The 14,882-nt window shown below is 71.2% G+C and carries 11 protein-coding genes; 5 read left to right on the plus strand and 6 right to left on the minus strand.

Features of this window, described 5'->3' with window-relative positions; genetic code table 11:
- Positions 1–41 precede the first annotated feature (41 nt).
- The 5 genes from ACQEVU_RS04540 to ACQEVU_RS04560 all read right to left on the minus strand — a co-directional run bounded on the left by ACQEVU_RS04540 (position 42) and on the right by ACQEVU_RS04560 (position 6,023).
- Positions 42–704, minus strand: a complete 663-nt coding sequence (locus tag ACQEVU_RS04540) for a 4'-phosphopantetheinyl transferase family protein (protein ID WP_433320952.1) — start codon at positions 702–704, stop codon at positions 42–44.
- Positions 705–1,069: 365 nt separating this feature from the next.
- Positions 1,070–2,464, minus strand: a complete 1,395-nt coding sequence (locus ACQEVU_RS04545) for a hypothetical protein (protein WP_433320955.1) — start codon at positions 2,462–2,464, stop codon at positions 1,070–1,072.
- 338 nt (positions 2,465–2,802) lie between these two features.
- Complete coding sequence (locus ACQEVU_RS04550; RefSeq protein ID WP_433320958.1) at positions 2,803–3,420, minus strand: FMN-binding negative transcriptional regulator; 618 nt, start codon at positions 3,418–3,420, stop codon at positions 2,803–2,805.
- Positions 3,421–3,465: 45 nt separating this feature from the next.
- Positions 3,466–4,878 (minus strand): FAD-dependent oxidoreductase, encoded by a 1,413-nt coding sequence (locus ACQEVU_RS04555; protein ID WP_433320960.1) that lies wholly within the window; start codon positions 4,876–4,878, stop codon positions 3,466–3,468.
- On the minus strand, positions 4,875–6,023 hold the full coding sequence (locus ACQEVU_RS04560) for a polysaccharide pyruvyl transferase family protein (protein WP_433320963.1): 1,149 nt from the start codon (positions 6,021–6,023) through the stop codon (positions 4,875–4,877). Before ACQEVU_RS04560 ends, ACQEVU_RS04555 begins: the two co-directional genes overlap by 4 nt.
- Positions 6,024–6,101: 78 nt before the next feature.
- On the opposite strand from ACQEVU_RS04560, the gene ACQEVU_RS04565 reads away from it, so the two are divergent.
- The 5 genes from ACQEVU_RS04565 (at position 6,102) to ACQEVU_RS04585 (ending at position 13,928) form a co-directional block, all read left to right on the plus strand.
- Positions 6,102–7,118, plus strand: coding sequence for a potassium channel family protein (locus ACQEVU_RS04565; RefSeq protein WP_433320966.1), 1,017 nt, complete (start codon positions 6,102–6,104; stop codon positions 7,116–7,118).
- A gap of 10 nt (positions 7,119–7,128) precedes the next feature.
- Positions 7,129–7,671: a hypothetical protein gene (locus tag ACQEVU_RS04570; protein ID WP_433320969.1), complete on the plus strand. Its 543-nt coding sequence runs from the start codon at positions 7,129–7,131 to the stop codon at positions 7,669–7,671.
- Positions 7,672–8,535: 864 nt separating this feature from the next.
- Positions 8,536–9,084: a sigma-70 family RNA polymerase sigma factor gene (locus ACQEVU_RS04575; RefSeq protein WP_433320972.1), complete on the plus strand. Its 549-nt coding sequence runs from the start codon at positions 8,536–8,538 to the stop codon at positions 9,082–9,084.
- A gap of 650 nt (positions 9,085–9,734) precedes the next feature.
- Positions 9,735–10,922, plus strand: a complete 1,188-nt coding sequence (locus ACQEVU_RS04580) for a hypothetical protein (RefSeq protein ID WP_433320975.1) — start codon at positions 9,735–9,737, stop codon at positions 10,920–10,922.
- 114 nt (positions 10,923–11,036) lie between these two features.
- Positions 11,037–13,928 (plus strand): RICIN domain-containing protein, encoded by a 2,892-nt coding sequence (locus tag ACQEVU_RS04585; protein WP_433320978.1) that lies wholly within the window; start codon positions 11,037–11,039, stop codon positions 13,926–13,928.
- On the opposite strand, the gene ACQEVU_RS04590 is transcribed toward ACQEVU_RS04585, so the two are convergent.
- Positions 13,925–14,830, minus strand: coding sequence for a pirin family protein (locus ACQEVU_RS04590; protein ID WP_433320981.1), 906 nt, complete (start codon positions 14,828–14,830; stop codon positions 13,925–13,927). The two genes, ACQEVU_RS04585 and ACQEVU_RS04590, sit on opposite strands and share 4 nt — an antisense overlap.
- Between the last annotated feature and the right edge of the window lie 52 nt (positions 14,831–14,882).

A 14,882-nucleotide genomic window follows, 5' to 3' on the forward strand; every position in this document is an offset into this window, starting at 1 on the left:
ACGGCGATGTCGTGCACGGCCCGCAGCTCGGCACCGAGCCCTTAGCCCGGCAGGTCCTTCGCTGTGACATAGCCCGCGCTGCGAACGAGGTCGGGCGTCACGTGGAATCGTCCGCGTAGCACGGCCGGCGCCCCCGGCGACTCCGCCAGCTTCTTGCCGTCGATCCGCGCCTCAAACTCGCCGGCCACGGGGTCGATCGTCAGCCGCGCGTCGAGAAAGTCCAGCCAGGTCCCGACGAGCGGCGACCACAGCTTGTAGACCACCTCCTTGGCCGAGAAGTGCACGGCCGGCCACCAGTCCTCGTCGCCGCGCCCCTCGCACCAGGCGATCTCCTCCGGCCGGCAGATCATGCGGTGCAGGTTGGCCGGCAGCACGGTGCGCCGCTCCGCATCGATCCCCAGCGCCCACACGTCGCTTCGCCGCCCGACGGCCGCGGCGCAGTACCCCGCCGTGTGCGTGATGCTCCCGGTCATCCCGTCGGGCCAGACGGGCGCCCGGTTCCCGCCGGTCGGCACGGCCCGCCCGCGCACCCCGAGCCGCTCCAGCGCCCGCCGCGCACAGGCCCGCCCGGCCGTGAACTCCCGCCGCCGGCTGTCCACGGCGCGTTCGCTCAGCCCGGCGGCCTCCTCGGGCAGCAGCGCCGCGGTGTAGTCGTCGTGCCCCGCAACCTCGACCGCCACCCACTCCGGCAACAGGTCATCCACACCAGTGACTGTATCCGCCCCCGGGTCCCTCGGACTCGCCCGTCGCTCCGCCTTCGGCCGACCCTCTCGTGGCGCCTCGGTCGCCAGTCGTCGCATCGCCGCGCTCGATGCTGCTTTCGCTCGGGCTTGGGTCCTCGTCTCACACAGGCTCGCCCGCCTTCGCATCGGCCGGTTCGGCTCCGCTGCTCGGGCGCTGCTTGCGTGTCTTCGCGTCGCCTCGCTCGGCGTGCTTGCGTCGGCTCGGTCGCTCCGGCTTCGCTTGCTCGTCTTCGCGTCGCTCGGCTTGCTTGCGCCGGCTTTGGTTTGCTCGTCGACGCGTTGCTTGCTCGGTTCGCGCGTTCCCCGGCTATTCGCTCGTTCCCCGGTCAGTAGTCGGCGGTGGCACGGGTGCGCGGGAGGAACAGCCCGCCGAGCACCGCTCCCGCGAGCATCGTGAGCACGACGACGCCGCTCCAGAGCTCCAGCGACCACGCGACCCCCACCGAGGTCTCGACCCCGATGAGGTGCGTCGGCCAGATGAGCAGCGGGATCAGCACCCCGGCGCCGAGCGGTACCAGGTCCGGCCGCCGCACCGCGACCGCCCGCACCGCGAGGTCCGCGATCACGGCCCCCGCAAGCGGCCAGAGCTGCGAAGCAAGGTTCTCGAAGTCGTCGAACACCCCGTTGGGCACCGACGCCGCCGCGACGACGACCGTGATCAGCCCGACGGGCACCCGTCCGAGCCGCGACCAGACGAAGAACACGGCGCCGAGGATCAGCACCGAATACGTCAAGTACTGCGCCGCCCCGAACGCCGGCCCGTTCCCATAGCCGTCCATTGCGGCCGGCGCATCGGTGAACGGCGAAAGATAGTCGAGGAAGAACGCCGCCACCGCCGTGGCCGTCGCCGCGCTGATGAGCACCGGCACGTCGGCCGCCGGCGTCCAGCTTCCCCCGACACCGGCCCGCGCCGCACTCATCGCATCGCCGGTTGGTGCCACGCTCGTCGCATCGCCGGTTGACGCCACGCTCATCTCGTTGCCGGTCGGGGCCAGGTCCGTCGCGTCGTCGGCCAGGGTCAGCCTCGCCCCGCCGCTCGCCGGCGTCGGGCTCGTTCCGCCGCTGGCGGGCATTGGGTTCATGCGGCTGCTCGTCGGCGCCGGGCTGGTTCGGTCGCTCGTCAGCGCCGGGCTGGTTCGGTCGCTAGCCGGTGTCGGGCTCGTTCGGTCGCTCGTCAGCGCCGGGCTGGTTCGGTCGGTCGTCGAGGCGGGGCTGGTTCGGTCGCTAGCCGGTGTCGGGCTTGTTCCGCGGCCCGCGCGAAGGGGCCGTTTCGCCGCCGCGGCGCGGATTGGTGTGGCGATCATCAGCGCGCCGGCGGTCAGCAGGATGAGGTGCGGCGGGCTGAGCAACGCCTCGAGGTCGACCTCGATGCCGAACACGATGTGCCACGTCATGTCGAACGCCCCACCGGCGGCAAACAGGATCGCCCCGAGCAAGCCCAGCCCGTACCCGGCCGGCACCCAGTCCCGCATCGGGCCCGCGGGTCGCCCGCGCCAGAGCCGTCCCGGCACGAGACTGACGGCGAGGGCGGCGTACCCGCTGTACAACACCCCGTGCCAAGGCGTGAAGAACGTCTCCAGCGACGGCACGTGCGTGTGCGCCCACCCGTCCATGAACAGCCCGCCGGCCAGCCAGACGGTGGCCAGGGCCACCACCAGGTCACGCCGCCCGGACGAAACCGACCGGCGGACGCCGGCCTTCTGCGCAACGGTGGTCGCCATCCATCGATCCTGGCGCATCGGGCCGCCGAACACATCCAACTTCCGCGAGAAACCCCGAGCCAGCCCCCGCCCGCGTGTCGGCCGGCGCCTTTGCACTGGTCGCAGGCGTTGGCCTCCCCGTCGAACCGGCCCACATCCCGAACGACCCGCGCCGCGAAGGTTCGGTTCTAAGCTAAGGGCTCATCGCGAGTTGCTCCACGTGTGCACGACCGATCCGCAAACGACGGCGGCCGCGTTCGTCCGTGGATCACGATTGCCAGCGCGGCGGCGGCATCAGCTCGGGCGCGGCCGAGTGGTTGCTGTCGGGCGCGGCCGAGTGGTTGCTGTCGGGCGCGCGGTCAGGTGTTGAGGCGGCGCAGCAGGAGGGCGCGGGCCTCGGCGTCCATCGGGCCGTTGCGGGTCGCCAGATGGGCGGCGAGTTCGTGGCGGTGCTCGGGCGTGCGGTTCCCGCCGTACTTGAACTTGCCGGCCACCGCGGTGATCGTCAGCTCGATGCCGCGGATGCCGGGCAGCTGGCGGTCGTCGGGCTCGATCGGGGCGCGGTCCGTGGCCGGCTGGAACTGGGCGAGCTGGCGGCGCAGGATCTCGGCCTTCTCCGACGGGTCGTCGACGATGCGGACGTCGCACGAGAGCTGGACCGAGGCGTAGTACGAGGTCGGCACGCCGGCGCGGGGGTCGGTGCCGGGCTTGGCGTTCCAGTCCGACGGTACGAAGACGTAGTCGCCGACCACCGTGAACAGGGCGCGGGGGTGCTCCTGCAAGGCCGGCCACACCGGGTTGGGGCGGGCCAGGTGCAGCCACACGCGGGCGTCGCCGTCGAAGGAGAAGTGGGTGGGGACCACCACCGGCAGGTCGCGGCCCCGGCCGGGGGCGACGAGCTGGCCGAAGTCGTGGCCGCTCAGCCAGTTTCGCCATTCCGACTCGTCGATGGGGGCGTCCCACGGGTGTACCAGCACGTGGCCCAGGGTGCGGCACGTGCAGTACCGATGGAAAGGCCCAATCTAGGTCGGGAGGCTTGCGCCCTGGGCGCGCAGGACGCGTTGCACCTGGGCCGCCGGAATATCGCGGGGCGGCTTGCCGATGCGGGCCGCCAGCGCAGCGCAGACGCCCGCCGCCTGGCCCGTCGCAACGGAGATGGGCATGATGCGGTACGAGCTGTGGGCCACGTGGTCGCCCGAGATGCACCGGCCCGCGACGAGCAGGCCGTCGACATCGCGGGGGATCAGGGTGCGCAGCGGGATGTCGTAGGACTGGCCCTGCGGCAGCCGGCGCAGGATCGTGCCGGGGCCGTTGGGGTTGTGGATGTCCACCGGATAGGCGCCGCGGGCGATCACGTCGTCGAACGAGCGCGCACTCAGCACGTCGTCGCCCGTCAGCTGGTAGTCGCCGAGGACCCGGCGCGTCTCGCGGACGCCGACCTGGACGCCGCTCTGGATCACGTAGGACTCGGCGAAGCCTGGCACGCGGTCGTGCAGGAAGCGCGCGATCTGCGCCAGCTGCCGGTGCGTCGTCAGCTCGGCCCGGGTCAGGTCCCACACGCTGATGCCCAGCCCGCCGACGCGCGTCGAGTTGACCGACACCTCGTCGGGGTGGGGTGTCGCGAAGAACAGGATGTCCTCGCGCGGCAGGTCCAGCTCGCCCGCATCGCGCGCCTGACGAATCAGGTCCCACAGCCCGTGTACTCCTCTCCATTGGTCGGGATGCTCGTGTGCGTAGTCCAGGAATGCCTGACGGTCGACGTTGCCGACGCGGAACATCAGCGTCATCGGCTGGGTCAGGCCGTCGCCGAGGCGACCGATTTCGTAGGATGCGCCGGCCGCCGCGGCGAGATCGCCGTCGCCGGTGCAGTCGACGACGACGTCGGCGTCCAGGACGACCGGGCCGGATTTGGTTTCGAACACACAGCGGGAACCGCCGTCGGGCAGCGGCATGAGGTCCGAGGCGAAGGCGTGCAGCAGGAGACGTACACCGCAGCCGTCGAGTAGGTCGTAGGTGACGAGCTTGAAGAGCTCGGGATCGAAGGGCACTGTGTACCCGGTGCTCGGATCCGGCGGGATGGCGCCCCCGGCGCGGACAAGTCGATCGAGCAGGGTCCACAGTACACCCGCCACAACCGGCTCGCCCTCCCCGTGATCTGTTGGTAACAATCGGTTGTCGTCGCCGCCCACGGCCTGCTTGATTTCGTTGTGGAAGCTCATCAGCGGCATTACCAGCGCGGCCGTGGCGTTCCCGCCGAGGAACCCGTAGCGCTCGACCAGCACGACCTCGGCGCCCGCGGCCGCCGCGCCCATCGCCGCACCGAAGCCCGCCGGGCCGCCGCCGACGACCAGGACCTCCGTGCGGCCGCCGTGCGTGGCCGAGCGGGGCGGCAGCTGTACCGGCGCAAGACCACCGGGGCGGTCGAGCGCGGTCATACGCTGGCCACCGGCTCCCGCTCAAGCACGGGGGCGATGCGATCGAGCTGGGCGCTCAGGCGGCGGCCCGTTTCCGTGGCACGCTGGCGCAGCCCGGCCACCCGCGCGGCGACCTCCTCCTGGCGCTGCGGCCGCTCGTCCCACAGCCGGTCGACCTGCGCGATGAGCGGCCCGGCGGCCTCCCGGACCACACCCAGTGGCACGGGCGCCCCGATGCGCTGCGCGAAGTCGAAAACCTTTCCCGCGTAAGGCAGAGCGAGTAGAGGTACACCGGAAAGGGCCGCAAAAATCAGGAAGTGCAGCCGCATACCGACCGCGAGGTCCAGGTGGCGCATCAGATCGAGGATCTGTCCCGGCCGGTACTGCCCGTGCAGCACCCGGCAGTGCTCCGCGGCCGTCATGCGCGAGAGCACGGCGTGGGAATGGCGGATGTCGGAGCGCTCCATCGGCACGAACAGCACGGATGCGTCGAGCCGGTGGACGATGAAGTCCGCGACCTGGGCGAGCAGCTGGTGGTACTCGTCGGCGGCGAGGTGCTGCGCGGCGCGGCCCGGCTCGCGTACGCTCATGCCGACCACCCTGCGCCCGGGCGGCAGCGAGTCGCGCAACGCGCCGGCGTCGAACTCCTCCGGCGGCAGCAACAGAGCCGGGTCCGCGGTGACGGTGACGTGCGCCGTCAGGCCCGCCTCCTCGAGCGCGACCTTCGACTCGTCGTCGCGGACGGTGACCTCCGCCGCCGCGCCCAGCACGTCGCGCACCATCGCGCAGTCGAGGTCCTCGGTGAGCGGGCCGGCGCCGATCGCGTAGGTGAACACGGGCACGCGCCGTTCCTGCGCCGTGCGGACCACGCGCAGGTAGCGGCGGGCCTCGGTGTCGTACAGGATGCCGCCACCGCCGAGGACGAGCAGGTCCAGGCGGGACAACACATCTGCGGTACGGTCGCGGCTCACGCCCTCCCACGGTGCGACCGTGACGCTCGGGTGCTCGCGGGCCGTGTGTTCCGGGTCACGGGACAGGACCAGCAGTTCGGCGTCGGGGCGGCGCGCGCGCAGATCGGACAGGATGCTGGCCAGGATCGCTTCATCGCCCAGGTTGTACCCCCCGTAGGAACCGAGGACGCCCACCCTCGGGCCGTGTTCGGACATCGCGCGCCTCCCCGATCGCCGGACGCGTCCGACTACCCACGGGAGAAGTTGTCACACCCGACCCTTATGGTGGATTTCGTGATCCACCTTCCGGCTGTACGGCGGGGGCCGTTGCGAGCCATCAGCTCCCGTCTCGGCCTGGCCGTGGCCTTGGTCGTCGTGATCGTGATCGTCATCTTCATCGACCGCGGTGGGTACCGAGACGTCAACGAGGACGGCCTGTCGCTGCTCGACTGCTTCTACTACGCGGTCGTGACCCTGTCGACGACCGGCTACGGCGACATCACGCCGGTGTCGGACTCGGCCCGGCTCGTCAACATCGTGATCATCACTCCGGCTCGGGTGCTGTTCCTGATCATCCTGGTCGGCACCACCCTCGAAGTCCTGACCGACCAGTACCGCACCAGCCTCAGGTTGCAGCGGTGGAGGAAGCGCGTGAAGAACCACGTCATCGTCTGCGGCTACGGCACGAAGGGCCGCGCGGCAGTCAGCACGCTGCTGGAGAACGGGTTCGACAAGACCAACGTCGTGGTGGTGGAGAGCGACCGCACGGCGCTGCGCCAGGCCACGTCGGACGGCCTGGTCGCCATCGAAGGCTCGGCCACGCGGTCGGGCGTGCTGATGGAGGCGCGGGTCCAGGAGGCCAAGGCCATCATCATCGCCACCGACAGCGATGACGCGTCGGTGCTGGTCACCCTCACCGTCCGCCAGCTGACCGCCGGCAAGGTGTCGATCATCGCCGCGGCCCGCGAGGCCGAGAACGCTCCGCTGCTGCGCCAGTCCGGCGCCCATCACGTCATCGTCTCGTCCGCGACGGCCGGCCGGCTGCTCGGCCTGTCCACGACCGCGCCGCCGCTCATCGAGGTCGTCGAGGACCTGCTCACGCCCGGCCAGGGCATGGCGCTGGCGATGCGCTCCGCCCGCCGCGACGAGGTCGGCTCCTCGCCGCGCGAGCTGAAGGAACTGGTCATCGCGCTGTTCCGGCGCGGCAAGGTGCTCTCCCTGGCCGACCCCGAAGGCACCAGCATCCAGACCGGCGACATGATCGTCTATGTCCGCGACGACCGTCCGGAGTCCATTCCCGCCATGCCGTAGGGTTCCTCGCGTGGCGGCGCGCATCGGCAGTGTGATCGCGGCCGTCGTGCTCCTGCTGCTCGTGGCCACCCCCGCGCAGGCGCACGGCGGCGCGTCGGTGACCATCCACTCCGACGGCCGCGGCTCCGTGTGGACCACCGCCCAGTGGCAGGACGGCCACGCCATCAGCGAGCCGATGCAGGTCACCATGACGGCCTCCGGCGACGGCGGCGCCTCGGCGGCGCCGGCTGTGCTGCGCCAGACGGGCGATGAGCGGGGGACGCAGACGTACGGGGGCACCCTCGACCCGGGCTCGTGGCGCGTCTCGATCGATCTGGGCGCGCCGGTCAACGGGCATTGCCAGGCGCTGATCCAGGTGGCGGCCAGCACCGCGACGCCGCAGCCGACCGAGGTCGCCTGCCTGATCCCCGCCACCGCGCCTTCCGGCGCCGCCGCGCCGGCCGATTCGTCGGGCGGCAGTCTGACGCCGTTGTGGGTGACGCTGGGCGTTCTGGCCGTTGTGGGTGCGGTGGCCGGCGCCGGGCTGGCCCGTCGCCGCGGCCGGCCTGCCTGATTGCCGCGAGCGCGGCTTCCGGCGCCGGGGCGGCGGTTTGACGCCGTTGTGGGTGATGCTGGGCGTTCTGGCCGTTGTGGGTGCGGTGGCCGGCGCCGGGCTGGCCCGTCGCCGCGGCCGGACTGCCTGATTGCCGCGGCGCCGGGGCGGCAGTCTGCCGCCGTTGTGTGCGGCGCCGATTTTTGTCGTACCCCTGTTCTAAGTTGTCAGTATGAATGAGGTGCTGGCAGCGATCGATTCGGCGGAGTGGCGCAACCGACTGGACTCGATGGTGGCCGTGCATGGCCGCCGCCGGAGCGGGCGTGCCGCGGTTCGGGCCGACTTTGCTGCGGCTCGGCGGCGGGGGCTTGAGCGGCGGCGGGCGGAGCGGTTGGCGCGGCTGGATCGGGAGGCTCGGACGGCTGAGGTGACCGCGCGCTGGGCGGAGCAGGACGCTCGCGCCGCTCGACGGCGCGCCGCCTCCTCTGCACTGTCTCCGCCTTCGGCTGGTGCACTGCCGCCGCCGGCTGGCGTGCCGCCTTCGCCTTCGCCTTCGTGTTCGCGTTCGCCTGATTCGCACACTCCGCGGTCGGCCTCAGGCGATGGCGCTGCTGGCCGGTCGGGCCGAACAGTAGCGCCTGTGGCGCGGACGTCAGCGGGTTCTGTGGCTGCCTTGCGTGCGCCCGCCGCGGTTTCGCGTGCGCCGTAGACGCGCCGGCCGTGCTGCGGGGCGTGGGCCCGGGGTGAGAGGTCCGCCGCGTGGACGGGTGCGATGTGTGCGCCGGGCCTGGCGAGACGGCTCTGGGGTGCGGCGCTGGCCGAAGGTACGAGGCAGTAAGTGAGGCGGAGGGGGGATTGTCAGGATGGGGCGCTAGGCTCGCTGCCGTGACTGGTGAGGCCGACGGCGAGGTGGATGCGGCTACCGCGGCGCTGCTGCGCGCGCGGGCCGGTGACGAGCGGGCTGCGGCGGCCTTCGTGCGGGGTACGCAGGCGGAGGTCTGGCGGTTCGTGGCGGCGCTGGTCGGCGTGGCGCATGCGGACGACGTGACGCAGGACACCTACCTGCGGGCCTTCCGGTCCCTGCCGGAGTTCGCGGGGCGGTCGTCGGCGCGGACGTGGGTGCTGGCCATCGCGCGGCGGGCCTGTGCCGATCAGGTTCGGGCTGCGGTGCGGGCGCGACGGCTGGAGGAGCGGGTCGTGGCCGAGCCGGCGACGCTGGCCGAGGGCGACCACGCTGGGCTGCACGCCACGTACTCGCTGGTTGCGGCGCTGCCGGCCGAGCGGCGGGTGGCGTTCGTGCTGACGCAGGTGCTCGGGGTGTCGTACGTGGAAGCGGCCGAGATCGAGGATGTTCCGGTTGGGACGATTCGGTCGCGGGTCGCGCGGGCTCGGGCCGACCTCGTCGCGGCGATCGCGGCTGCCCGGGCCGGATGACGGGGCTGCCTGGCTGGGTTGGGCAGCTGACAGGGCCGGGTGGCGCGGAGTGCCGTGGTCGGACTGCGCGGCTGGCCGGGTCGGGTGACGGGCCTGCTCCGGCTGGGTTGTGCGGCTGACGGGGACGGGTGACGTGGGGTGCCGTGGTCGGACTGCGCGGCTGGCCGGGTCGGGTGACGGGCCTGCTCCGGCTGGGTTGTGCGGCTGACGGGGACGGGTGACGTGGGGTGCCGTGGTCGGACTGCGTGCCTGGTCGGCGGATGACGCGCTTGCTCGGGCCGCATCGCGCAGCTGACGGGGCGGATGACGCGGGCTACTCGGGCCGCATCGCGTAGCTGAGCAGCATTGCGCAGCTGGCGGGGGCGGATGACGCGGCTACTCGAGCCGCGTTGCGTAGCTGGGCCGCGTTGCGCAGCTGGGCCGCGTTGCGGAGCTGAGCAGGGGTGGATGAGCTGTGCCTTCCCGGCGCTGTGAGCAACGGTGGCCGATGTGAGACGGTGGGGGATCTGCCGTGCGGGAGGGCTGCCTGTGAAGAGCGCACGAGGCGCTGCAGCCGAGGCATCAAGAGTTGAGAGTGGCCAGGGGTGGCGGGCTTGGGAAGTCGGGCGAACGGCGTAGCGCGGGCCGTCGGGGCGTGCGTGGTCGGGGTTGTGCTGGCGCTGTCGTACGTCGCGCCGGCCTCGGCGCATGGGGCCGATGCGCCGGTGGCGGTTGGGTACGTGGTGCGGGTGGAATCAGTCTCCGTGCCTGGGGTTGTTGTGCAGGCGGTCGAAGGCGGGGCTCGGCTGGAACTCACCAACCGGTCCGGGCGCGACGTCGTCGTGCTGGGGCTGCAAGGGGAAGAGTTCCTTCGTATCACCGGGCGAGGGGTTGAGGAGAATCGCAAGGCGCCCACCTGGTTCGCCAGTCGGTCGATCAGTGGGAGTGGGAGCGGCGGGGATGCCGCGGCGGCGCCCGAGTGGCATCGGATTTCCACCGAGGCGCGGGTGCGGTGGCACGACGAGCGGGCGCGGGAACTGCCGGCCCGGGCCTGGAGCGTTCCGCTGCTCGTCGATGGGCGGGAAGCGGGGATTGTGCGCGGTACCGTCGCGAAAGCTCCGGTGCCGGACACCGGGTGGTGGTGGGCCGGAGGGGTGCTCGGGGCGGTGGGGGTCGCGCTGTTGTGGCGGTGGCGGCGAATCCTCGGGGGCGTTGCCGTTGTGGCCGGAGTGGTGGTCGGTGTCTGGGTGGTGCAGTCCGCGGCTCTTGCCGCCTCGCCGGCCGATGGGGTCGGGGTTCAGGTTCTGGCGCGGTTGTGGCCGTTGCTGACCGCGGTGGGGGTTGCGGGCGCGGGGGTGCTCATGCTGGTCCGGCGGGTCGACATCGTGCTCGGGATCCTTGGGGCCTGCCTTGGCGTCATGGTGGGGGTCGGGGACTCCTCCGTGTTCAGGTACGGGACGCTGGCCGGGCCCGGGTGGGGGAGATGGGCCGTGGTCGTGGCGCTCGCGGCCGGGATCGGGCTCACCGTGGCCGGCGGGGCCCGGTGGTATCAGGTAACCGGCACCGCACCAGACCAGAGCGAAACCGAACCCGGGACCCACCAAGACCGGAGCGAAACCGAGCCGGGGACGCGCGAAGACCGGAGCGAAACCGAGCCGGGGACGCGCGAAGACCGGAGCGAAACCGAGCCGGGGACGCGCGAAGACCGGAGCGAAACCGAGCCGGGGACGCACGAAGACCGGAGCGAAACCGAGCCGGGGACGCGCGAAGACCGGAGCGAAACCGAGCCGGGGAACACACCAGGACCGGAGCGAAAACGAGCCGGGGACGCGCCAAAGGCAAGAGCGGAGCGACCGTGAACGCACAAAGGCAGAGTGGGAAGTAAACAAGAACAAACGAGTTCTTTCACGAACGACCGTTTTTCTGCATAATCGGGCTTCGATGTTCCCCGCCAGGAGCAAAGGAGTCCGGACGTGGACCGTAGGACGTTCGTCGCGCGAGGGGCCGTCGTCACCGGCGGCGCCGCCGTGCTCAGTACTGCCGTCGCCGGGGCCGCCAACGCGGCCGTGCGTACTGCCAAGACCGTTACCGCGGGGGCGCGGACGGGGCAATATTCGCCCAACCTTGCGCCGCTCAAGGCCACGCCGTTTCTGAAGCTTCCGCCGGGGGCGGTGCAGCCGCGGGGGTGGATCCGCAACCAGCTCAACATCGAGGCCGACGGGCTCTGCGGGCGCATGACCGACGTCTCCGACTACCTCGTGTACGCCAACTGCGGCTGGGTCGACAAGACCAAGGGCGCCTGGGAGGAGCTCCCGTACTGGCTGCGCGGATTCGGCGACCTGGGGTACGTCACCGGCAACACGCGCATCCTCGCGCTCGCCCGGCAGTGGATCGACGGGATCATCGCCAACCAGGCCTCCGACGGCTTCTTCGGGCCCAACAGTCTGCGTACCAGCCTCGAGAACGGGCCGGACTTCTGGCCGCACATGCCGCTGCTCGACGCGCTGCGCTCGTTCGCCGAGTACAGCGGGGACGCGCGGGTCGTGCCGTTCATGCGCAAGTACTTCCAGTTCCAGAACGCGCAGCCGGCCGCGGTGTTCAACCGTAGCTGGGCGGCCCTGCGCTGGGGCGACAACATCGACAGCATCTACTGGCTGTACAACCGGACCGGCGAGAGCTGGCTGCTCGACCTGGTGCGCAAGATCCACGCCGGGTCGGCCGACTACACCAACGGCATCCCCAACTGGCACAACGTCAACCTTGCGCAGGGGTTCCGGGAGCCGGCGCAGTACGGGCTGCTCGACCCCGACCCGAAGTTCCCGCAGGCCACGTACAACGACTACAACACCGTCATGGGGCTGTACGGCAACTTCCCCGGCGGCGGGTTCGCCGGCGACGAGAACTGCCGCACCGGCTACACCGACCCCCGCCAGGGGTTCGAGACCTGCGGCATCGTCGAGTTCATGCACTCGCACCAGATGCTCGCCCGCATGACCGGCGACTCGGAGTGGCTCGACCGCTGCGAGGACCTCGCGTTCAACTCCCTGCCGGCCGCGCTCGACCCGGCCCAGCAGGGCATCCACTACATCACCTGCGCCAACAGCATCGGGCTGACCAACGCCACGCTCACGCAGGGGCAGTTCCAGAACGGGTTCCCGATGCTCGCCTACATGCTGGGCATCCACAACTACCGCTGCTGCCCGCACAACTACGGCATGGGCTGGCCGTACTACGCCCAGGAGCTGTGGTTCGGCACGTGGGACAACGGGCTGTGCGCGGGGATGTACGGCGCCTCGCAGGTGACCGCCAAGGTCGGGGCGAGCGGCACCACCGTCACCATCGCCGAGGACACCGACTACCCGTTCAGCGACACGATCACGTTCACGCTGACGACCCCGGGCGCCGTTTCCTTCCCGCTGTACCTCCGGATCCCCGCCTGGAGCAACGGCGCCCAGGTGCGGGTCAACGGCACGCTGGTCACCGGCACGCTGCAGTCCGGCTCGTTCGTCATCCTCGACCAGACGTTCAACAACGGCGACAAGGTCACCGTCACGCTGCCGATGCGCACCACCGTGCGGACGTGGGCCAAGAACGGCAACGCGATCAGCGTCGACAACGGGCCGCTGACCTTCTCGCTGTCGATCGCCGAGCGGTGGTCGCGCATCGGGGGCACCGACGCGTGGCCGAGCAACGAGGTGTACGCCAACTCGCCCTGGAACTACGGCCTGCTGCTCGACCCGAACAGCCCGAGCGCCACCGTCACCCGCAGGTCCGGCCCGCTCGCCGCGAACCCGTTCACCCGCGACGGCGCGCCGATCTCGCTCACCGTCACCGGCCGGAAAATCCCCAACTGGCAGGCCGACGCCGAGGGCATCGTGCGCACGCTGCAGCAGAGCCCGGCCCGCTCCACCCAGCCGAACGAGCAGGTCACGCTGCTGCCGATGGGCGCCCAGCGGGTCCGGATCACCACGTTCCCGCGCATCAGCGACGGCGCCGACGCGGTCGAGTGGTCGATCCCGGCGACCCCGACGGCCTCGTGGTGCTGGGGCGGCGACAGCGTCGGGGCCATCAACGACGGCAAGGTGCCCGGCAGCTCCGGCGACCAGAGCATCCCGCGGATGACCTGGTGGGACCACCTCGGGACGAGCGAGTGGGCCCAGCTGAGCTACGCCACGCCGATCAACACCGGTGCGGTTTCGCTGTACTGGTTCGACGACACCGGTGCCGGGCAGTGCCGCGTTCCGCAGTCGTGGCAGCTGCAGTACCTCAACGCCTCCGGCCAGTGGACCGCGGTCAGCGGCGCCTCGGCGTACGGCACCGCGCTCAACACCTTCAACCGGGTCACGTTCAACTCGGTGACCACCAGCGCCCTGCGCGTGGTCGTCCAGCTGAAGTCCGGCTTCTCCGGCGGCATCCTGGAGTGGAAGGTCGAGGGCACCACGGCGCCGATCTCCTGGCGGCGCATCCAGAACAAGAACAGCCTGAAGGTCCTGGGCGTGTCCGGCATGTCGACGGCGAACAGCGCCAACGTCGTGCAGTACGACGACAACGGCACGGCCGACCACAACTGGCGCCTGGTCGACGCGGGCTCTGGGTGGTACAAGATCCAGAACCAGAACAGCGGCAAGGTCCTCGCCGTGCAGAACATGTCGCAGGCCGACAGCGCGCTCGTGCAGCAGTACGACGACAACGGCAGCGCCGACCACCTGTGGCGGCTCATCGACAACGGCGACGGGTGGTACCGCATCCAGGTCCAGCACAGCATGAAGGTGCTCGGGGTGTCGGGCATGTCGACGGCCAACAGCGCGCAGGTCGTGCAGTTCACCGACAACGGCACCGCCGACCACCTGTGGCGGCTGCTCTAGCTCCGGCGGTACCGCGGGCGCGGCAACAGCCGGGTGGTGGGCAACGGGGGAGCCGGCAACGGCTCCTCGCCACCCGGCACCACACCGAAGCGGTCGGTGCCATCCCCTTTTGGCCGAGCCATCCAGTCCTCGCGCGCGGCGACGATCTCCTCGTGGGAGCGCGCGACGAAGTTCCACCACATGACGAGCTCCTCCTCGAACGGCACGCCGCCGAGCAGGAAGAGCCGCGCCGGCCCCTCGACCCGCAGCCGGTCCCGGCCCGGATCGAGATACAGCAGGGACCCCGGGCCGATCTCGTCGCCGTCGACCCGCGCGACGCCCTCGGTGACGACGACCGCGTGCTCGAAGTCCGCGCGCACCGCCAGCTCGACCGTCCCGTCCAGCGTGATGTCGGCGCCGAGCAGTTCGCTGTGGACGACCGCCGGAGAGGCGACGCCTTCGAGCGCGCCGACCGCGACGACAATCCGCGCCGACTTGTCCGAGATTTCCGGCAAATCGGGCAAATGCTGAAAGGCCGGGTCAATGTCCCGCGCGATGGAGGGCAACGCGACCCACAGCTGCAGGCCGTGCAGCAGGGGAGGCTTGGACGTGGGGGAGTTCTCCGAGTGGGAGATGCCCCGGCCCGACGTCATGATGTTGAGCTGGCCCGGGTAGATGACCTGGTCGGAGCCCAGGCTGTCCCGGTGGCGCACCTCGCCCGACAGCAGCCACGAAACCGTCTGCAGGCCGATGTGCGGATGCGGCGGGACCCGCATGCCGGGCTTCCCGGTCACGTCCTCGGGCCCGAAGTGGTCGAGGAAGCACCACGCCCCGACCGTCCGGCGGGTCTTGTTGGGCAGGCTGCGGCGGACCACCGTGTATCGGCCCAGAGGGACGTCGCGGCCCTCCTCCAGGATGCTCACCGGACCGATTCTTCCAGCGCCGCCCGCGCATCGCCCACACCGAGGTAATTTG

Source organism: Dactylosporangium sp. CA-139066 (assembly GCF_050936175.1).
Lineage (GTDB): Bacteria > Actinomycetota > Actinomycetes > Mycobacteriales > Micromonosporaceae > Dactylosporangium.